The sequence below is a fragment of the Micromonospora sp. NPDC005686 genome, from assembly GCF_042871665.1.
GTDB lineage: Bacteria > Actinomycetota > Actinomycetes > Mycobacteriales > Micromonosporaceae > Micromonospora.
The window spans coordinates 540593-559346 of sequence record NZ_JBIAIY010000002.1 but is presented as its reverse complement, the minus strand read 5'-3'; the positions used below and the strand labels follow the sequence as shown (position 1 = coordinate 559346).

Sequence of the window (18754 nt, the reverse complement as noted above, 5' to 3'; positions counted from 1 at the left end):
ACCCGGTCTCCCGGATCACCGCCCGCCGCGACGCGGTGTGCCCCGGCTCACGTGAGCCGGACGCGCGTCAGGTGGAGCAAGGTCACTTCATGGTGACCTTGGCGCCCTCGCCCTCGAGCTTGGCCTTGGCCTTCTCGGCGGCCTCCTTGTTGACCTTCTCCAGGATGGCCTTCGGCGCGGCCTCGACCAGGTCCTTGGCCTCCTTGAGGCCCAGGCCGGTCAGCTCACGCACGACCTTGATGACCTGGATCTTCTTGCCACCGTCGGCGTCGAGGATGACGTCGAACTCGTCCTTCTCCTCCTCGGCCGGGGCGGCGGCACCGCCGGCGGCCGGGCCGGCCGCGGCCATGGCCACCGGAGCGGCGGCGGTGACCTCGAAGGTCTCCTCGAACTGCTTCACGAACTCGGAGAGCTCGATCAGCGTCATCTCCTTGAACGCGTCGAGCAGCTCGTCGGTGCTGAGCTTCGCCATGTCTGGCGTCCTTTCTCGCAATGAAAACTAAGACGTGGTGCGCCGGGAGGGCCTCAGGCCGCCTCGGCGCCCTCCTGCTCGCGCTTCTTGTCCGCCAGGGCGGCCGCCGCGCGGGCGGCCTTGGAGAGCGGAGCCTGGAACAGGGCCGCGGCCTTGCTCAGGTTGCCCTTCATGGCGCCGGCCAGCTTGGCCAGCAGCACCTCGCGGGACTCCAGGTCGGCGAGCTTCGTGACCTCGGCCGCGGAAATGGCCCTGCCCTCGAAGACACCGCCCTTGATGACGAGCTTCGGGTTGGCCTTCGCGAAGTCGCGAAGCCCCTTCGCCGCCTCGACGACGTCGCCCGAAACGAAAGTCAGCGCGGTAGGACCGGAGAACAGCTCGTCGAGGCCGGAGATGCCCGCATCGGCCGCGGCACGCTTCGCCAGCGTGTTCTTCGCGACCGTGTAGCTGGTCTCCTTGCCGAGCGAGCGCCGCAACTGGGTGAGCTGCGAGACCGTGAGCCCGCGGTACTCGGTCAGCACGGTCGCTCCCGCGTTACGGAAGCTCTCGGTCAGCTCGGCGACGGCCGTGGCCTTGTCGGCCCGGATCGGCTTGTCCGCCATGTCCCTCCTCTCTCGTTGCTCGGAGCTGGTACGCCGACGGCGAGCCGGGGCTCGACGACGGCGGCGGAGGCATCACGACAACGAAAAAGCCCCGGCGCAGGGCGCGCGGGGCGAGGGCTGGCAGCACTGGCACAGTCGGCGGACCGTGCGTGACACCGATTTTCGCTTACCGCCCTGCGCGGGTCGCCCGTCGTCGCGGGACCTTCGACCGTGCCGGAGCACGGTGACCAGCGGTCTTTGGGTGGAACTACCGCATCAGATTACGCGACGTGCGCCGCAGCACCAAATCGCCCGGCGTGCTCCCGGTCACCCCGGCTCAGGCGCGGGTGCGCCGCGCCCAGGCGTAGCCGGTCAGCGCCACCGCCGCCCAGATCACCGCCCAACCGGTGAGCAGCAGGCCCTCGCCGGCCGCTACCGGCCCGGTGACCGCCCGCGCGGTCGCCATGACCGGCGGGACCAGCCACGGCGCGACCGAGCCGGAGAGCCCCAGCACCACTACCCCGACCGCGCCGGTGACCAGCACGGCCACCCCGTAGCCGGCGCTGCGGGTCACGGCCCGGCTGGCGAGCGCGCCGAGCGCCACCGCCGCCGGCAGCGCGAGCAGGTGCGCCCAGAGCCCGAGTGCCACCCCGACGAGCACCGGCCGCTCCCCCGGCTCGACTGCCGCGGTCACGCCACCGAGCGGCCACGGCAGCACCAGCGCGACGAACACCACCACGAGCCCCGCCACCAGCGACGCGAGCAGCCCGGCGGCCCGTTCCCGGGTCGGCCCGGCCACCACCCGGGCCAACCGGCGCTGCACGTCGGGTTCCACGTCCAGCAGGATCTTGGTCTGCCACGCCAGCACCGGGAACAGCACGACTGCGGAGACGCCGTACGCCTCCGCCGGCTTGGACCGGCCGCCGCCGTAGAGGACGGCGAGGACGAGCAGGCCGGCCAGCACCGGCGCCAGCGCCCGTCCGGTACGCACGAAGCCGGTCAGCCGCAGCCGGGCCAGCGCGATCACCGGTCCACCTCCGGCGCCGGGGCCGGACGGCCGGTGCCCGGCGGGCCGGCGGAGGCGGGCACCGGGGGCGTGGCCGGAGGCGGGACGGCGTGTTCGCGTACCCGAAGGATCTGGTGGCCGTCGGCGCGCAGGCGGGCGACGGCGGCGGCCAGCCCGGCGGCCGGCACCGCCAGCTCGACCACGGCGACGGCCGCGCCGCCCGACGAAGCCTCCTCGGCCACCGTGCCGTCGGCGACCGACAGGTGCCGGGCGCCGGGCAGCCGGACCGTCTCGCCGCGGTGATCGCTGACCAGCACCGTGCCGCCGCCGGCCAGCACCTCGCCGATGATCTCGGGGACCGACTCGCGGGCGGTGGCGTCCAGCCCCTCCCACGGCTCGTCGAGCACCAGCAGGCCGGGCGGGCGCAGCAGCGCCTGCGCCAGGCCGACCTTCTGCGCGGTGCCCTTGGAGAGCCGCGGCAGGCGCACGTCGTGGAAGCGGGTCAGGCCCAGCCGCTCGACCCAGTGGCGCACCGCCCGGTCGGCGGCGGGGCCGGGCAGGCCGGCGACGCGGCCCATCCCGGACAGGTAGGCCCCGACGGTGAACGGCTGGTCGGCGGGGAAGCGCTCCGGCACCCAGCCGACCACCGCCGGCCGGTCGGTGACCCGGCCCCGGCCCGGGCGCAGCACCCCGGCGGCGAGCTGGAGGAACGTGGACTTGCCGGCGCCGTTGCGGCCCAGCACCACCGCCGCCTCACCCGGGCCGATCGCGACGTCGACCTGCCACAGCACCCACGGACCCCGCCGGTGGTAGCGGAGCCAGACGCCATCGAACCTCATGCGGCCGACAGTGCCACACCGGACGGACGAACGGGGCCCCGCCACAGCGTGGTGGCGGGGCCCCGTTCGGGAGTTCGCGTGCTCAGCCCTCGGCCGAGGCCTCCTGGAAGTTCTTCACGACCTTCGGGTCGACCGGGACGCCCGGGCCCATGGTGGTCGTGAGGGTGACCTTCCTGAGGTACGTGCCCTTGGCCGCGGACGGCTTGGCCCGCAGCACCTCGTCCAGCACCGCGGCGTAGTTGTCCACCAGCTGGTTCTCGGAGAAGGAGGCCTTGCCGATGATCAGGTGCAGGTTGGAGTGCTTGTCCACCCGGAAGGTGATCTTGCCGCCCTTGATGTCCGAGACGGCCTTGGTGACGTCCATGGTCACGGTGCCGGTCTTCGGGTTCGGCATCAGACCGCGCGGGCCCAGGATCCGCGCGATCCGGCCGATCTTGGCCATCTGGTCGGGCGTGGCGATCGCCGCGTCGAAGTCCAGCCAACCACCCTGGATACGGGCGACCAGCTCGTCGGTGCCCACCTCGTCCGCACCCGCGGCGACGGCCTCCTCGGCCTTCGCGCCGGCGGCGAAGACGATCACGCGGGCGGTCTTACCGGTGCCGTGCGGCAGGTTGACCGTGCCGCGGACCATCTGGTCCGCCTTGCGGGGGTCGACGCCGAGGCGCATCGCGACCTCGACCGTGGCGTCGAACTTGGTGTTGGTGGTGTCCTTGGCCAGCTTGACGGCCTCGACCGGGGTGTAGAGCTTCGACCGGTCGATGACATCGGCGGCCTTGCGGTAGCTCTTGCTGCGCTGCATTTCTGGTGACTCCTGTGGTCTCTGGCGGGCACGCGGCATTCGCGGCCCTCCCACGAACAGAAAGATCGGGTGGAGCGGTGGAGCGAGATCAGTCGGCGACGGTCAGGCCCATCGACCGGGCGGTGCCGGCGATGATCTTCTCGGCCTGGTCGATGTCGTTGGCGTTGAGGTCCGCCATCTTCTTCTCGGCGATCTCGCGCAGCTGGGCGCGGGTGACCGAGCCGACCTTCTCCTTGTGCGGGACGCCCGAGCCCTTCTGCACACCGGCAGCCTTGATCAGCAGCCGGGCGGCGGGCGGGGTCTTCAGCACGAAGGTGAACGTGCGGTCCTCGTAGACGCTGATCTCGGCGGGGACGACGTCGCCCCGCTGGGACTCGGTCTGCGCGTTGTAGGACTTGCAGAACTCCATGATGTTCACGCCGTGCTGGCCGAGCGCGGGGCCGACCGGCGGCGCCGGGGTGGCCTGGCCCGCCGGGAGCTGAAGCGTGAACGTCTTGACGAGCTTCTTCTTCGGAGGCATGTCTCTTCCTGGGGCTTGGAACTGGGATTCTCGCCGGTCCGCGGGCGCGCACGGTCAGCACGGTGCGGACAAGCCGACGTTCTAGGGTAGCGCAGCCGCGGCCCGCCCTCCGCGCCGAGGTCGGCCGGCGGCGAAACGGCGCACCGGCGGCCACCCTCGGGAGGGCGGGCCGCCGGTGCCGACGTACGTCAGATCTTGGCGACCTGGTTGAAGTTCAGCTCGACCGGCGTCTCCCGGCCGAAGATCGACACCAGCACCTTGAGCTTCTGCTGATCGGCGTTGATCTCGCTGATCGTCGCCGGCAGCGACGCGAACGCGCCGTCGGTGACGGTGACCGAGTCGCCGACCTCGAAGTCGAGGACCTTGACCTCGGGCTTGGCCTTCTTCTGCTCGGTCTCGATCGCCGGCGCCAGCCACTTGAGCACCTCGTCGAGGCTCAGCGGCGCCGGCCGGTCGGCCCGGTCGGTCGCGCCGACGAAGCCGGTGACCCCCGGGGTGTTCCGGACGCAGGAGTAGGACTCGGCGGTCAGCTCCATCCGGACCAGGATGTAGCCCGGGAAGACCTTCGCCTGGACCTGCGACCGCTTGCCGTTCTTGACCTCGATCTCTTCCCGGGTCGGCACCTCGACCTGGTAGATGAAGTCCTCCATGTCGAGGGAGGTGATCCGGGTCTCGAGGTTGGTCTTGACCTTGTTCTCGTAGCCGGCGTACGAGTGCACCACGTACCAGTCGCCGGGCGCGTAGCGCAGCTTCTGGCGCAGCTCGGCGACCGGGTCGAAGTCCTCGTCCGGGGCCGGCTCGGTGGTCGGGAACTCCGGCTCGCTGGCGGCCTCGACCGACTCGTTGTTGGCCGCCGTCGCCACCGTGGACTGCTCGTCCGGGGTTCCGGCGGTCTCGTCGTACTCAGGCACGCTCGCTCACTTCCGTCAGTATCGCTGTCCGCAGGTCAGCTTGGCTCGCCGAAGACCCACAGCACCGCCTTGGCGAAGCCGTAGTCCAGGCCGGCCACGATCGCCAGCATCACCGCGACGAACGTGACCACCACGGCCGTGTAGGTCAGCAGCTCCTTGCGGGTCGGCCAGATGACCTTACGCAGCTCTGCCACGACCTCGCGGAAGAACCGCGCGATGCGGGCGAACAGCCCGATCCGCTCGGTGTCCTTGCGGGTCTTCCGGCCCTCGGCCGGCTCGGCCTGCGCCCGCTTACGGGTCGCGGTGCCACCCCGGGATACCGGCTCGTCCGCGTCGGTGGCGTCGTCGTCGGCCACGTCGTCGTCGGCCACGCCGTCGACGGTCGCGTCCTCGTTCAGACGCTCGTCGCCGTCGTCCTCGCCGCGGCGCTTGCTCTTGGCCACTTCGCCCTCCGTGCGGGATATGGGGTCGCACGCCGGGCGGCGTGCGCAGCGTGTTGGTCACGCCGGCCGGACCAACCGTCCCGCGACGGGCCGCGGCCGGCGGAACGGCCGGGAGGTCCCGAACGCCTCGGAGCCACCCCACCGATGCCACCACCACGGGCCGAGCGCCGCCGGTGAGGGCGGCGCGACCCACGGAACGGTCAGGCCTGAGGCGCAGGGGTGACAGGACTTGAACCTGCAGCCTGCGGTTTTGGAGACCGCTGCTCTGCCAATTGAGCTACACCCCTGTGCGGCAACTCACCTCCACCCGGGCACGCTGTGCCGAGCGGGGGTCACTTGCCCCACGGCGGACCAGTGTACGGGTAGTCGTGCGACTTTCCCAACCGGTCTGCCCCTCACGCGTCGGGCGGACCGTCAGCGCATCGCGCGGACCAGTGCCCGGGCCTGCGACAACACCTTGTCACCCTGGCAGGTGGCGGTGATGTCGAGCCTGGTCAGGCCCTCTTCGGTGACCTCCTTGACCGCCGCGGACACTTCGATCTCGGTGCCCTCGTCGGTGTCCGGGACGACCACCGGGCGGGTGAACCGGACGCCGAAGTCGACCACCGCGTCCGGCGCGCCGGCCCAGCCGGCCACCGCCCGGCCGACCAGGGCCATGGTGAACATGCCGTGGGCGATGACGCCCGGCAGCCCGACGCCGGTGGCGGTGCGGTCGTTCCAGTGGATCGGGTTGAAGTCGCCCGAGGCGCCCGCGTAGCGGACCAGATCCGCGCGGGTCACCCGGTACGTCTGGGTGGGCAGCTCCATGTCCTCAGGCCTCCCCGCGTACGACGATCTTGGACCAGACAGCGACCACCGGTTCGCCCTCCACAGTGCTCACATCCGTGCGGGTGGTCAGGAAGCCGTGCCCGCCCCGGCTGGTGACCTCCTCGATGGTGCTCACGCACACCAGCTCGTCCCCGGCCACCACCGGCCGGGTGTACGCGAAGCGCTGGTCGCCGTGCACCACGCGGCTGTAGTCGACGCCGAGCGCCGGGTCCTCGACGATCTGCCGGCTGGCCGCCATGGTGACGACCACCGGGAACGTCGGCGGCGCCACCACGTCGGGGTGGCCGAGCGCGCGGGCCGCCTCCGGGTCGTGATGGGCCGGCTCGGTCGCGCCGACGGCGGCGGCGAACTCGCGGATCTTTTCTCGGCCCACCTGGTAGGGGGCGGTCGGCGGGTACGTCCGGCCGACGAAGGACGGGTCCAGGGACATGCCGCCGAACCTACACGGAAAACACGAACGCCGATCCGCCCGGTCGGGCAGCCCGGAGGCCACCCGTCAGGTGGATCGGCGTTCGAGAAGCTGCTGCGGTGCCGGCTGCGCCGGCCGCGGTCAGCGGGTCTCGCGGTGGGCGGTGTGCTTGCCGTCCCGGGGACAGAACTTCTTCAGCTCGATGCGGTCCGGGTCGTTACGACGGTTCTTGCGCGTGATGTAGTTGCGCTCCTTGCACTCCACACACGCCAAAGTGATCTTCGGCCGGACATCGGTCGCCTTCGCCACGGCGGAGTGCCTTCCTGCTCACGGATAACAACTACGGCGTGTCAGCCTACGCACTGACGACGCGGACATGCAAAGTGGGCGCCTGTGGCGCCCATCCCACCGGCCACCGGGCTGAAGCCCGGAGGACGAGAGTAGCGGTGGCCGGACTTGAACCGGCGACACAGCGATTATGAGCCGCTTGCTCTACCATCTGAGCTACACCGCCGTGTGGGTCCAGCCGGACCCTCTGAGCCCCCTTACGGAATCGAACCGTAGACCTTCTCCTTACCATGGAGACGCTCTGCCGACTGAGCTAAGGGGGCCTGCCCGATCACCCCCGGGGGGTGTCGCGCAGGGGAAACAGTACACGACCGCGTCGCGCAGGTGAAATCGGATCCCCCAGGTGAGTGTCCGCCCTGGTCAGGGCACCACTCGCAGGCGCGGCAGCTCCCCCGCGACCACCATCTCCGGGTCGACCTGGGCGCCGAACCAGGCCTCCAGCCGCTCGTACGGCAGAGGGCGGCTGAACAGGAAGCCCTGGCCGATCTCGCAGCCGATGTCCTGGAGCAGCTCCAGCGTCAGCTCGCTCTCCACACCCTCGGCCACCACGGCCAGGCCGAACTGCTGGGAGAGCGTCACCACCGCGTTGACGATCGCCAGGTCGCCCGGATCGGTCGCCATGCCCTGCACGAACGACCGGTCCACCTTCACCTCGTGCACCGGCAGCCGGCGCAGTTGCGCCAGCGACGAGTTACCGGTGCCGAAGTCGTCCACGGAGAGGCGGACACCGAGGTCACGCAGGCTGCGCAGGATGGGGATGGGACGTTCGGTGCCGTCCAGGACGCCCGCCTCGGTGACCTCAAGCGTCAGCCGCTGCGGCGGTACGCCGTACTCGGTCAGCAGGTCGCGTACCAGCGCCGGGAAGTGCTGGTCGGTGAGCGTACGCCCGGCGAGGTTGACCGCGACGGACAGCGGCTGGTCGCCGTGGCTCCAGTCGCGGCTGCGCCGCAGGCTCTCCCGGAGCACGAACTCGGTGAGCCGGCCGAGCTGGCCGGTGTGCTCGGCCACCGCCACGAAGTCGTCCGGCGCCACCGAGCCGTGCGCCGGGTGCTCCCAGCGGGCCAGGCACTCCACACCCACCAGGCGGCGGTCCCGCAGCGTGACCTTGGGCTGGAAGTAGACCTCCAGCTCGCCCCCGTCCAGCGCCCGTTGCAGGTCGCCGGCGAGGCCGAGCCGGCGCAGCGACCGGGACTCCAGCGCGGGGCTGTAGAGCTGCACGCTGCCCGGCACCGACTTGGCCGCCGTGGCGGCCAGGTCGACGCGTTGCAGCAGCGCCACCGCGTCACTGCCGTGGTCGGGGTGGACGGCCACGCCGACGACGGTGTCCACGTCCAGGGTGAGCGCGTCGAAGACCATCTCGTCGCGGGTCTGCTCCCGGAGCTGGGCCGCCAGTTCCAGGGCCGCCTCGGTGCTCTCCAGCCGGAGCGTCACCAGGAACTCGTCCCCGCCGGCCCGGCCGACGAGCGCCGAGGAAGGCGCGCAGGCGCGCAGCCGCTCGGCCACCTCGACCAGCACCTTGTCTCCCGCGGCGTGGCCCAGCGACTCGTTCACCTGGCGGAGCCGGTCGACGTCGAAGAGCAGCAGCGCCACCACCTCGCCGGGCGCCGCGATCCGGACCGCCTCCGCCACCGCCGCCGTCATCCGCCGGCGGTTGGGCAACTTGGTGAGCAGGTCGTGCTCGGCGTCGTGCCGCAGCCGGTCGACCAGGCGGGTGTTCTCCAGGGCCACCGCGGCGTGTGCGGCCACCGTCTCGAAGACCGCGATGTCGGCCGGTGTGAAGTGGTTGCCGTCGCCGAGGCGGTTGGCCACCTCCAGCGTGCCGATCACCACCGGCCCGGACCGCAGCGGCACGGCCACCGCGTCCTTGATCCGCCGCTCCGCGAGGTCCGCGCGGAACTCGTCGTCCGTCGTCACGCCGTGCCCGACAGCCACCGTACGCCGGGCCGACCGCACCTTCTCCCGCAACGCCTGCGGCGTACGCGCCTCGTCCAGCAGGCCGGGGTCGTCGACCCGTGCGGTCAGCAGCGTCTCCGGGTGCCGGCCCTGGGCCGGGAGCCAGAGTGTGGCGTACTCGGCCTGCATGAGGGACCGCACCCGGCCGAGCAGTGCGTCGGCGAGCGTTCCGCTCTGCCCGCTCTCCACCACCGCGCGGGTCAGCTCGTAGAGGTCACTCAGGGTGCGGTGCTGCCGGAAGAACTGGGCGTACGACCGGTAGACCAGGACCAGCCCCGCGCCGAGCGCGGACAGCAGCAGCAGCGACCACCAGTTGCTGCGGACCAGGATCAGCACGATCAAGCCGACGGACACGTTGATCGCCGCCGTCAGCAGACCCGCCTTGGCGCTGCGCAGCGCGCCCCGCCCGGTCTGCCAGCCGTGCAGGAGGGTGTGGACCGCGACCACGCTGACGATGCTCACCAACAGCACCATGCTGATCGCCGCGGCGATGCTCACCCAGGTGCGTGGCCCGACCCCCTGAATGGGCGGCAACGCCTGGAGGACCAGCACCCCGAGCGAGGTGCCGGCGGCGGCCCGCGCGACGTTGAACCAGACCTTCGGCGACGACAACCGGTGCCGGATGTGCGTGATGAGAGCCGTCAGCGTGTAGATGACCACCACCGTGAGCGGCGGCAGGAAGTAGAGGGCAAGGACCAGCGGAAGCTCGGTGAGGGTGACGCCGAGCGTCTGGCGGCGGACCACCAGGCTCAGCAGCGGCAGCCCGGCGCCGATCATGAGGATGAGAAAGAGCCCGGCCTGCGGCCAGCGACCGAAGGGATCGTCGGCGAGCAGGCCGGTCATCGTGGCGCACGCCACCGCGACGAGCGCCATCGGCGCCGTGATGATCCAGGCGTCCTCGGAGGACCTGCGTCGTGACTGATCGCGACGGATCATGCCGCTCCTTCGGATTGGCGGCGTGCCGCCCCCGTCATCGACCCCGACAGTCGCCCGACTGATGCGTGGAAGTCGTGCCTGACGGCAGACCGGAGAAGCCGGTCACTGCCAGATGATGTCCAGGGTCTGGAGGCCCCCGTTGATGCCGTCGAAATCGACGCCACCGACACCGCCGCCCATGAGAGCGGCGAGCACAAGAAGTGAGCCAAGCAGCCGGCCCAGCCTTCGACCAGACATGATTGCTCCTGTCGAGAGAATTTCAGAGAGGGTGGAGGTTCCACGATCGTGCCACACGGCGCGCACCCGCAAAAGCGGTGCGCGTGTCTCCGTGACGCCTCGAACAGAGGAATCATCCGTTCGTCAGGCGTGCCTCGACCCTCCGGCCCAGGATGAGGTCACGATCAGCCTGGCCGCCACCCCGAAAGGCGCGCACAGCGACTTCCAGCGTAAAGCGCACCGTATCGTCTGATTCCCTCATCAGGGCCCTCCACCGCTCACGCGCAGCCACAGTGACGGCTCACGCGCCTCGGCCTCCCGCTCCCCGGACAGCCTCTACCATCATCGATACCTGAGGCAAGGTTTCATGTCGGGCGAACCATGTCAATCATCAGTCAGCGGCCCTCCGGCTCGGCCATGACACCGATCTCCTCGCATGCCGACAGGCGCCGTCCAAGCTGGTCGCAGCCGAGCCGGTCTACCGGCCCCCGCCGCTGACGTGACCCGCCCGGCGGCTTCCGGCACCGATGTTCTCGGTGACACGGCCGGCGACATCGAGCGGGCTGGAGCAGGACCCCCACTCACGCGAAAAGGCCCCTGGCCGGCGTTCTCGCTGGTCAGGGGCCTTTTGCGCCTGGTGGCGGGTAGAGGATTCGAACCTCTGAAGCTTTCGCGACGGATTTACAGGGCGTCTGGGATCAGCGACCAACACGGCCAGTGACCTGCCGCTTCTTTCGGCTCATTCCCCCACAATGGGCCAGCCGCCCACCATATGCCCACCGCCGCATCCATTCCTCGCTCGCCACCCCTGACAACCAGGCCAGAGCTTTGAGTCAGTCGGCACAGGCCGAACTCCCGGTTCCTCACTCCGAGTTGTCATGGCCGGAGTATCCATCGGCACGTAGCTCGCTGGACTTGACCCATGCAGTGGTGCCGTCAGGGAAGAGCAGCTCAACCTGTCCTTCCTCACCTTCCTCACCTGGTTGCTTGATATCCGCCACCCTCGCCCTGCCGTGCTCGCTATGAATAACCCATGATCCGACGGATACGGCGCCACCGCCGCTCGCTTCGACAACTCCACGCGTGACTGCGCTACTCAACCCCAGCGACCAGTCTTGAAGCATCTCAACTTGACGATTAGCGGATTTCGCGAGTGACAGCATTCGGGTCCTAGAAGGCCGCCCGCGCCATCTCAAACGAACCGAGTCCTTTAGCGTCGAATGGTTCCCCGAACGCAGTACCTCAATCGCCGCCTGCAGATCCGCCAACTCCACGGCCACCTCCTCAGCCTGCGCACGCAGATCTTCGAGGCGACGCTCATGCGTATCCCTGCCCTTACCTTCCTTATAGGGATTCTCCAACTCATACACAAAAAGATCTGTGGCCCGCTGCAAGCGCTCGCTCTCCGAACGCAGATCCTCGATCTGGCGAGACGCGATTTCGGCCATGGTCTCCAGCAATGACGCCTGGACAAAGATTGCTCGGGTGGCATCCCGTGACGCTTCCACCGCAGCATTCTCCGCAGTGCGGATGGTTTCCTCGCTGACATCCGTCTCAAGGAACGAACGCGCATGATGCAGCAGCGATTGGGTCTGCATGATGATCGCAGGCACACCCGCGACGTCCTGAGCTTCAGCGATCAGGCTTGGATGGCCACAGATCGTCTGCCCCTTCAAGCGAAGAAACCAGTCTTCCTTCGCGTCGCGTGTCACAAAGAGCAGGGGCAGCTTACGCATCGCTGCCTCTTTCAACGTCTGATACCAAACGAGATAGTCGCCAGTGGGATCGTCCTTGCCGCCGTCCTTGTAGCCGGGGGGCTCCTGCACTTCAACCCGCCGCAAGGCTTCCTCCCGAGCCGCTGCCAGCTCTCCAGGATCCAGCGGCTCTCCGACCCGCCCAGCGAAGAGACGCTGCAGCCGCTGAAGAATCGGATCCTCAGCGAAACCGCCTGGCGAACCATGAGCCGACCGCAGTTCTGTCATTACCCGTTCAGCGTCATCCAAACCGCGGGAGACCAGTTGCAGCAACTCGTCGCGCTCTTCCTTTGGGAGAAGAACGCGCTTGGCCAGCTCTCTAATCCTGGAAACCACGGTAGATTGAGACTGGCGCACCTCATCTATGGTCTTCAGGACTTCCTGGTAGCTCTCTTCCTGGCTCGACATAACTTTGAGACGATTCCTGTGGAACTCAAGGCGAACTTGATGTGGGATCCAAAGCCGCTCGCCAATGCGCTCCAGCACCTCGAAAAGCTCAGTCCTCGCTGGGGCAGCAAACCGATAGAGCTCAAGCAGAACATTACTGTCAAGAACGACAAGACCCTTGGTGATGGCCAACTTGATCGCTTCGGCATCCGGAACAAGGTAGTGCTCGAAGCCGTCACTCAGACCAGACACCAGAATCCACCCACAACCGCCGAACACGACACGAAGGACGTACCAGGCTACGACATGCCGGTCTGCGCTGCCAGATGGATAAAGCGGGGCTTTAGGGCAATAGCACTCGGGACAATGCCATGCGAGAAGCCCGGTCATCCGAGGGCGTCGCCGATCTTGTCGTTGATGGTGTCGTCTCCCCCGTCGATGCAGTTGGCGTAGACGCGGAGCAGGACGGCGACGCCGTGGCCCAGGCGCCGGGCGACCTCGGTTGGCGGGACGCCGGCATTCAGCCAGAGCGACGCTGCCGCGTGCCGCAGGTCGTAGGGCCGACGTACCAGCGGCGAGGCGACCTGCGATTCGGTCAGCGACTTCTCCCGGGCGAGCTTCCACCACCGGTCGTAGACCGACTCGGAGAGCGGCCCACCGTGCAGACCCCGGAAGAACCGACCGTCCGGGCCGACCCCGTGATTCTCGACGTGCTCGCACAGCAGCTCGACGAGCCGGGGCGGGATCGGGACCGTACGAGTCTCGGCCCTCCCCCGGTGCTTGAGTCCGCGCCGCTCGTGGGAGCCGCCATCATCGGTCCAGTGCGAGCCGGCGCGCGGCGAAGTGCCGGCGAGCACCAGGCGGCCCCAGCGAGGTTCGATCTTCTCGTGGTTGCAGGACGGGGAAGGCTTGACCGCCGCCAGGTCGTCGAAGTCGGCCCCGCAGTCCGCGCACCGGCCGGCAAGCTCGCAGTCCTCTCGCCGTAGGTCCGCGGCTTCCGAGGGACGCATGCCCGCGTAGTAGAGGCAGCCGAAGAATGCGGTGACCTTGTCGGCGCGTTTGCCGAGAGATTTCACCGCTTCCAGCAGCGTGGCGACCTGGGCCGGGTTCGCCACCACCCGCCGGTCGATGGACTGTGCGACCTCGGGGGCCGTCCACTGCACCCGGTCGACCGGGTTGGAGGCGATCAGCTCCAAGCTCGACGGCGTACCCGAGCACGTTGTAGAAGGTGGCCCGCTTCCGCTGAACGGTGGAGGCAGCCGCGGGCTTGCCGTCGAGGCGTACGCACAGGCTGTCGAGGACGCGGCGGACCATCGCGGGCGAGTCCAGCTCGACGACCGGAAGGGACGCCGTTTCCAGCCAGGCGAGCGCCGCCGCGTGCTCGGCTGGGATCTCCTCGGACCAGCGGCGCGGGTTGAGGCCGTAGAGGTACAGCGACTCACGGAGCAGCGCGTCAGTCGGTCGGCCCCGCTTGGTCGGGCGGGTCAGGGTGACCGTGATGGAGGTCAGCGCTTCGACGATCGAGCGCCGGGTCTTGGCCGCCGCGCGGGGCCACTTCATCTCGACGTACGCGCGGCTGTGCGCGTACCAGGTGGTGGGGTTCTTGGTTCTGGCCTCGGAGACCGGGCGGCCGGTGGCTGGGTCGAAGGGCTCCCCCGCGTTGGCCGCCTGGACCAGCTCGGCGCGGAAAGAGTGCGCCAGGGCTTTGGTACGGAACAGGTCCTCGAAGCGTTGGCCGCTCACCGCCCAGCGGACCCGCCACGGCCGAGCCTTCCGGTCGGCGCGCTTAACGATCTCCCAGATCTGGACCTCGTAGCTCTTCACGCGGCGTCCTGCTCCAGGTCGCCGAGCCACCGACCGAGCGCCGACCGGCGGACCCGTAGCTGCCCATTCGGGAGCTTGATCACCCGTGGTCCCTTGCCGGTCTGCCGCCAGTAGAACCAGGTTGAGCGCGGTACGCGCAGCTCGGCGAGCACTTCCGGCACGGTCAACAACTCCTCGTTCACTGCGTTTCCTCCCCGTCGTGCTGTGCGCTGTGCTGGGTTGCCGAAAGATCTGAGGACCCCTGCGCGGCTCGGTCCTTGGCGGCGAGCAGTTCGGATCGCCAGCGGGCCCGTTCGCTGATCGAGCGCATGAGTCGGTGGGTCATCGGGCCGACATCCGGGTCATCCGGTCGGGCCAACTCCCAGGCATGGCGGACCTGTTCGGTGCTGTCGCCCTGGTCGTCGACGAGCTGCGTGCCGTCGGTGGTGACGCCGAGCAGTGCCCGGACCCAGGCCCGCGCGTCGTGCTTGTGGTCGGCGAGGGTCTTGCCGGACCAGTCGCGGGAGATGAGGATGCGCCGGCCACCGATGCCGAGGGTGTCGCGCTGGTGGACCTTCCCCTTGCAGCGGCCGGGCTTGAGCTTGGCGTGCGCCTTCTTGGGCTGGACGCCGTAGAGCAGCCAGTTGGCGCACCGGTCGGTGCACGGGGTGACCTGGAGTTGCTGCCAGAGCCGGTCGAGGTGCTTGCGTTGCCGGTCGGTGGTTGCCTTGTGGCAGTCGCCGGTGTGCTTGGTGATGTACTTCGTGACGTACCGGATGGTCCGCTCGGCGTCCTCGGTGCCGGGCATGACGCCGCGGGCGTCGACCTGGGCGCCGAAGCGAACGACGTGGACCGGTTCTGCGTCCGGGTCGTCGTCGATGGCGTCGAGGGCTTCCGTCCAGGTGGTCAGCGGCTCGCGGGTGTCCGGGTCGACCCATGCCGCCGCCTGCTCGTCCCAGACCGGGAGCCGGTCGAGGGTGTAGCGCTGGACGTCGACCGAGGGCCACCACACCTGGTGATAGGTCGCCGCCGCCACGGTGCGGAGCACGTCCCGAGGAATGGTGCCCCGGATGGCGAAGTGCGCGTGCGGGGCGAGGCGGCGTTGCGGCTCGACGCAGCCGGCGTACTGGACGTTCCAGCCCTCGCACCGCCGAAGGTTCTGCCAGAACCGGTCCAGCAGCCGGGGGAAGTGGACCGCGTCCCAGGCTGCGCGGCGGTAGTCGTACCTGGCCGGGTTGACGGGGGTGCCGTCTGGGCGAACCGGGCCGTACGAGTCGAGGGTGAGCGTGAGCCACATCGACGGTTGGTAGGTGGCGCCGTCCGGGGCGGTGTAGGTCTTGCCAACGGTGCGCCGCTCTACCTTGCGCCGAGGCAGTTCGGGAGCGTCCTGGCGCCGCTTGGTGGAGCGCTTGCGCCGTGGGCCGGGCTCGTCGTCCTGGTCCTCGTCGTCGCTTGCGTGAGGTGGCCCGACGCGCCCGCGCAAGCCCTCAGCGGCGATGGCTTCCTCTACCTCGCGGATTGCCTCGTCGAGGTCGGTCACCTGGTCCCACTGGGCCGCCCTTACCGCCTCGTCGCGGGAGAACTCCAGGTGTGCGCGGAACAGGATCAGGGACTTCTGCGCCTCGGTTGCGGGTTCCGGGCCGGGTAGTGGCTCGTCGTCGCGGTGCCAGCCCTCGCGGATCTGGGCTTGGCGCAGCCGGCGGTTCTTCTTGGCGCACGGCGGGCATTTGTCCTCGCGGGTCGCGCCGCAGGGCAGGTCGATGACTTCGGTCAGGCCGGTGTCGAGGTCGGTTCGGCGCATGGCGAGCGGGCGGACGCAGACGCCGTACTCGATGGCGATGTCCTTGAGGACGTCGATCGAGCGGGGCAGTGCCATGCGGGCCGCCCGCGACCCCGGCCGAGGAGCAACCGGGGTCGGGGCGGGTTCGAGACCGGGCAGAGTCGGAGCCGTCATCGGATGATCCCGACGACCTGGGGCCGGTTGGGGTGGACGACGCCGACCGGAGGCAGCACCGCGGCTGATGCCGGCGGCATCACCGGAGTCGGCGGCGCGGGTTCGACAGGCTGCGGCTCGTCGTACCAATCGCCCTGCGGCTGATCGGGCTCCGGTGCCGGCGGGGTGGCGGGTTCGCTGGATAGGACGACCTTCACCAGGGCGAGGAAGGCCAGCGATGGCACGGCCGCGACGATCCATCCCCAGACGGAGGGTTCGGCTTCGGCGACCTGGGCGGCGAGGGAGAGCAACGCGAAGGCGATCAGGAGGACGCCGACCAGGCCGACGGGTCGACCGTTGCGGCGGCGGGCGCGGATCTCCAGGCCGAGGTAGATGGCCATCAGCTCGACGGCTACGGCGTTGGCCCAGCCGATCCAGTTGGGCTGCCCGTGGGCGACGGTCAGGTCGTGGACGTGGGTAAAGGCAGCGGCGCCGGCCATGGTGCCGATGGCGAGCAGGATCAGCACCCGCACACCGGACTCGGCGCGTTCCCGGATCATCGACCGCTGCCGTTGTCGCGGACGGTCAGGATGATGCTGATCTGTTGGCCGTTGAGGTCGCGGCGGCGGTTGACCATGTGCGCCAGGCCGTGCAGGGCACCGGCGAGCCGGTCCGGGGAGCCGTTGAGTTCGATGTGCAGCGGCTTGAGACGGTGGGTGCCGAGGAAGAAGCTCTTGAGGGACATCGGTTACCTCCGGGCCGGGGCGACGCGGGTACGGATGTGGTCGGGTGGCTCGCCGAGGGAGGCCACCGCTTCGGAGAGGCAGCGCCACAGCGCCCATGCCTCGTCAGGAGTCAGGTACATGCGGCGCCGGCCGCCACCGACGGCGAGATAGACCGGGTACGCATCGGGCCGGGCGGGGTCGACGCGCACGGACACGGCCGTGCTGGTGGCACCGTCGGTGCCGGGTGCGCGGAGCCGGTAGAAGGTTCGGCCGTCGGCCGGGGCGGTCACCGCGGCTCACCCCCGTCGGTGTCCCGGTCGAGGATGTTCAGCAGCGAGTCCGGCAGCAGTGGTCCGCGACGCTGCCGGGGCAGGGGCGGCCGGGTCGGTTCGGTGGCGGTTTCCCGGCCGACCTGGGCGAGGATGTCCGCCGCGTCGGCCGGCGCCGGGTACTCGGCGGCCAGCTCCCGAATGTGGTCGTCGGAGATATAGGAGAAGCGGACCCGCGCCGGCTCCGGGGTACCGTCGAGGATCACGTAGCCGACGCCCTTGGCCCAGCGCGGCATCTGGTCGGCTAGGGCACCCCGGTTGCGAGCACCGTCGCCCAACACCAGGTCAACCTGAGCGGCCTCGGTCAGACCCAGGGCGATCCGGGTCGGGAACAGGTCCCGGAACGGCAGCACCTCCTTGCGGGGGTCCTGCAACGCGGCCACCACCACGACACCGACGCCGGCACCCTGCGACAGCAGCAACCCGAGCGACCCGGCGATGCGCTTACGCAAGTCGACGTCCTGGAGGTACGCGGTCAGTGCCGCCATCTCGTCGATGACGACCACGACCAGGGGGTCATCCAGGGTCGGAGTGTGGACCCGCACCGCGCCGGCAAGCCGGGTCTGCCGTTCCCGCATCACCGTCACGGCCTCGTCGAGCAGGTCGGCCATGGCCTCGAAGGACTTGCAGGCGAACCGGGCGAACAACGGCCGACCCATCGCGAACTCCATGCCGCCCTTGGGATCGATCACCCAGAGCCGGACCAGCCCGGAGGAGATCCCACCGGCCAGGACGCGGACCAGCGACCACAGCACCGAGCCCTTGCCGGATCGAGTGGCGCCACCGATGAGGACGTGCGTGGCGAGCAGGTGCAGGCACCAATGCCGCAGGTCTTCCCGTCGAGCCAGTGGCAGCGCGGTGAAGTCCGGGACCGATGGGACGTCGAACGGGTCGACCAGGGTGCGCAGCGCATCCGTGCGGACCACCACCAGGTACACCACCGACGGTCGGTCCCGGAACCGCAGCCGATCCACCGCACCCAGGACCAGCGCCCAGTAGCCCGACCGGATCGGCGGGTCATCGGGACGCTCGGAGTAGACCCGGGCGTGCCGCCGACCGAAGGCGTACGCGAGGTTCGCCGTTGCCTTCTGGAACTCCTCCGGTGTCTGGCCGCGGACCATGCGGATGGTCAGAACGTCGAGCGCCTGATCCGAGCGGACCCGCAGCAACTCCGGCAAGACCGTGCGATGGTCGTACACCTTGGCCAGCCCGCACAGGGTCATTGCCTCGCGCCAGGCCCGCCGGTAGACGAAGAGCTGACGGAACCGGCCAAGGATCGGGCCTGCGCACCAGGTCCACCAGGACGACTCGTGCCGCCACCGCCACAACGCCGACACGGCAGCGGCCAAGACCACGGGCACGATCACGCCGGACCGACCGAACTCGCGGTAAAGGCTCACCCCGGCCACGACCAGGCCGACGGCGACCGGGTGACGAAGACACCACCACACGCCCCGCCACAACCACCGCAGCACCAGGCCGAGCGCAATCAGCCAGAACGGCAGCTCCAGCCGACGCGGCCGGATTACCATCAGATCCCCGGCGGTGGTCATCACGACCTC

The 18754-nt window shown here is 69.7% G+C and carries 21 protein-coding genes and 3 tRNA genes; all 24 read right to left on the bottom strand.

What is annotated here, in order from left to right; genetic code table 11:
• Positions 1 to 82: 82 nt before the first annotated feature.
• The 24 genes from rplL to ACFYON_RS06415 all read right to left on the bottom strand — a co-directional run bounded on the left by rplL (position 83) and on the right by ACFYON_RS06415 (position 18724).
• A complete protein-coding gene (gene rplL, locus ACFYON_RS06530) occupies positions 83 to 472 on the bottom strand; it encodes a 50S ribosomal protein L7/L12 (protein WP_354870363.1) in 390 nt (129 codons plus the stop codon).
• Positions 473 to 525: 53 nt separating this feature from the next.
• Positions 526 to 1074 carry a 50S ribosomal protein L10 gene (rplJ, locus tag ACFYON_RS06525; RefSeq protein ID WP_354870361.1) on the bottom strand — a complete coding sequence of 183 codons (549 nt, stop codon included), beginning with the start codon at positions 1072 to 1074 and terminating at the stop codon, positions 526 to 528.
• A 316-nt stretch (positions 1075 to 1390) separates the two neighbouring features.
• Complete coding sequence (locus ACFYON_RS06520; RefSeq protein ID WP_354870359.1) at positions 1391 to 2080, bottom strand: hypothetical protein; 690 nt, start codon at positions 2078 to 2080, stop codon at positions 1391 to 1393.
• Positions 2077 to 2898, bottom strand: coding sequence for an ATP-binding cassette domain-containing protein (locus ACFYON_RS06515; protein WP_354870357.1), 822 nt, complete (start codon positions 2896 to 2898; stop codon positions 2077 to 2079). The genes ACFYON_RS06520 and ACFYON_RS06515 overlap by 4 nt, the downstream gene beginning before the upstream one ends.
• Positions 2899 to 2980: 82 nt before the next feature.
• A complete protein-coding gene (rplA, locus tag ACFYON_RS06510; protein WP_354870354.1) occupies positions 2981 to 3697 on the bottom strand; it encodes a 50S ribosomal protein L1 in 717 nt (238 codons plus the stop codon).
• An 88-nt stretch (positions 3698 to 3785) separates the two neighbouring features.
• Positions 3786 to 4217 (bottom strand): 50S ribosomal protein L11, encoded by a 432-nt coding sequence (rplK, locus tag ACFYON_RS06505; protein WP_091065740.1) that lies wholly within the window; start codon positions 4215 to 4217, stop codon positions 3786 to 3788.
• Positions 4218 to 4405: 188 nt separating this feature from the next.
• The gene (nusG, locus tag ACFYON_RS06500; protein ID WP_354870352.1) at positions 4406 to 5128 is read right to left on the bottom strand and encodes a transcription termination/antitermination protein NusG; all 723 of its coding nucleotides are present in this window, start codon (positions 5126 to 5128) and stop codon (positions 4406 to 4408) included.
• 35 nt (positions 5129 to 5163) lie between these two features.
• Positions 5164 to 5571, bottom strand: a complete 408-nt coding sequence (secE, locus tag ACFYON_RS06495) for a preprotein translocase subunit SecE (protein ID WP_354870350.1) — start codon at positions 5569 to 5571, stop codon at positions 5164 to 5166.
• 214 nt (positions 5572 to 5785) lie between these two features.
• A tRNA-Trp gene (locus tag ACFYON_RS06490) sits at positions 5786 to 5858 on the bottom strand.
• Between the two features lie 127 nt (positions 5859 to 5985).
• The gene (locus tag ACFYON_RS06485; RefSeq protein ID WP_354870348.1) at positions 5986 to 6378 is read right to left on the bottom strand and encodes a MaoC family dehydratase; all 393 of its coding nucleotides are present in this window, start codon (positions 6376 to 6378) and stop codon (positions 5986 to 5988) included.
• A gap of 4 nt (positions 6379 to 6382) precedes the next feature.
• Entirely contained in the window at positions 6383 to 6829 is a 447-nt protein-coding gene (locus ACFYON_RS06480; protein ID WP_354870345.1) for a MaoC family dehydratase N-terminal domain-containing protein, read from the bottom strand.
• A gap of 120 nt (positions 6830 to 6949) precedes the next feature.
• Complete coding sequence (gene rpmG, locus ACFYON_RS06475; protein WP_091242082.1) at positions 6950 to 7117, bottom strand: 50S ribosomal protein L33; 168 nt, start codon at positions 7115 to 7117, stop codon at positions 6950 to 6952.
• 132 nt (positions 7118 to 7249) lie between these two features.
• Positions 7250 to 7322 (bottom strand) — tRNA-Met (locus ACFYON_RS06470).
• Positions 7323 to 7346: 24 nt separating this feature from the next.
• Positions 7347 to 7419, bottom strand: a tRNA-Thr gene (locus ACFYON_RS06465).
• A gap of 97 nt (positions 7420 to 7516) precedes the next feature.
• Complete coding sequence (locus ACFYON_RS06460) at positions 7517 to 10045, bottom strand: bifunctional diguanylate cyclase/phosphodiesterase (protein ID WP_354870343.1); 2529 nt, start codon at positions 10043 to 10045, stop codon at positions 7517 to 7519.
• A 102-nt stretch (positions 10046 to 10147) separates the two neighbouring features.
• A complete protein-coding gene (locus ACFYON_RS06455) occupies positions 10148 to 10339 on the bottom strand; it encodes a hypothetical protein (RefSeq protein ID WP_354870341.1) in 192 nt (63 codons plus the stop codon).
• 785 nt (positions 10340 to 11124) lie between these two features.
• Positions 11125 to 12654, bottom strand: a complete 1530-nt coding sequence (locus ACFYON_RS06450) for a PIN-like domain-containing protein (protein WP_387187559.1) — start codon at positions 12652 to 12654, stop codon at positions 11125 to 11127.
• Between the two features lie 134 nt (positions 12655 to 12788).
• Positions 12789 to 13598, bottom strand: coding sequence for a tyrosine-type recombinase/integrase (locus tag ACFYON_RS06445; protein WP_387187561.1), 810 nt, complete (start codon positions 13596 to 13598; stop codon positions 12789 to 12791).
• 624 nt (positions 13599 to 14222) lie between these two features.
• On the bottom strand, positions 14223 to 14408 hold the full coding sequence (locus tag ACFYON_RS06440; protein ID WP_030329852.1) for an AlpA family transcriptional regulator: 186 nt from the start codon (positions 14406 to 14408) through the stop codon (positions 14223 to 14225).
• Entirely contained in the window at positions 14405 to 16159 is a 1755-nt protein-coding gene (locus ACFYON_RS06435; RefSeq protein ID WP_387187563.1) for a replication initiator, read from the bottom strand. The genes ACFYON_RS06440 and ACFYON_RS06435 overlap by 4 nt, the downstream gene beginning before the upstream one ends.
• Positions 16156 to 16698 carry a DUF2637 domain-containing protein gene (locus tag ACFYON_RS06430; protein ID WP_387187565.1) on the bottom strand — a complete coding sequence of 181 codons (543 nt, stop codon included), beginning with the start codon at positions 16696 to 16698 and terminating at the stop codon, positions 16156 to 16158. The genes ACFYON_RS06435 and ACFYON_RS06430 overlap by 4 nt, the downstream gene beginning before the upstream one ends.
• A complete protein-coding gene (locus ACFYON_RS06425; protein WP_357521734.1) occupies positions 16695 to 16883 on the bottom strand; it encodes a hypothetical protein in 189 nt (62 codons plus the stop codon). Before ACFYON_RS06425 ends, ACFYON_RS06430 begins: the two co-directional genes overlap by 4 nt.
• Before the next feature lie 3 nt (positions 16884 to 16886).
• On the bottom strand, positions 16887 to 17153 hold the full coding sequence (locus ACFYON_RS06420) for a hypothetical protein (protein WP_387187567.1): 267 nt from the start codon (positions 17151 to 17153) through the stop codon (positions 16887 to 16889).
• Positions 17150 to 18724 (bottom strand): FtsK/SpoIIIE domain-containing protein, encoded by a 1575-nt coding sequence (locus ACFYON_RS06415; RefSeq protein WP_387187569.1) that lies wholly within the window; start codon positions 18722 to 18724, stop codon positions 17150 to 17152. Before ACFYON_RS06415 ends, ACFYON_RS06420 begins: the two co-directional genes overlap by 4 nt.
• Between the last annotated feature and the right edge of the window lie 30 nt (positions 18725 to 18754).

Bases quoted from the DNA above. Each gene is read 5' to 3' on its own strand.
- rplL (WP_354870363.1), bottom strand. From the start codon at position 472: ATGGCGAAGCTCAGCACCGACGAGCTGCTCGACGCGTTCAAGGAGATG.
- rplJ (WP_354870361.1), bottom strand. From the start codon at position 1,074: ATGGCGGACAAGCCGATCCGGGCCGACAAGGCCACGGCCGTCGCCGAG.
- ACFYON_RS06515 (WP_354870357.1), bottom strand. From the start codon at position 2,898: ATGAGGTTCGATGGCGTCTGGCTCCGCTACCACCGGCGGGGTCCGTGG.
- rplA (WP_354870354.1), bottom strand. From the start codon at position 3,697: ATGCAGCGCAGCAAGAGCTACCGCAAGGCCGCCGATGTCATCGACCGG.
- rplK (WP_091065740.1), bottom strand. From the start codon at position 4,217: ATGCCTCCGAAGAAGAAGCTCGTCAAGACGTTCACGCTTCAGCTCCCG.
- ACFYON_RS06485 (WP_354870348.1), bottom strand. From the start codon at position 6,378: ATGGAGCTGCCCACCCAGACGTACCGGGTGACCCGCGCGGATCTGGTC.
- ACFYON_RS06480 (WP_354870345.1), bottom strand. From the start codon at position 6,829: ATGTCCCTGGACCCGTCCTTCGTCGGCCGGACGTACCCGCCGACCGCC.
- ACFYON_RS06460 (WP_354870343.1), bottom strand. From the start codon at position 10,045: ATGATCCGTCGCGATCAGTCACGACGCAGGTCCTCCGAGGACGCCTGG.
- ACFYON_RS06435 (WP_387187563.1), bottom strand. From the start codon at position 16,159: ATGACGGCTCCGACTCTGCCCGGTCTCGAACCCGCCCCGACCCCGGTT.
- ACFYON_RS06430 (WP_387187565.1), bottom strand. From the start codon at position 16,698: ATGATCCGGGAACGCGCCGAGTCCGGTGTGCGGGTGCTGATCCTGCTC.
- ACFYON_RS06425 (WP_357521734.1), bottom strand. From the start codon at position 16,883: ATGTCCCTCAAGAGCTTCTTCCTCGGCACCCACCGTCTCAAGCCGCTG.
- ACFYON_RS06415 (WP_387187569.1), bottom strand. From the start codon at position 18,724: ATGGTAATCCGGCCGCGTCGGCTGGAGCTGCCGTTCTGGCTGATTGCG.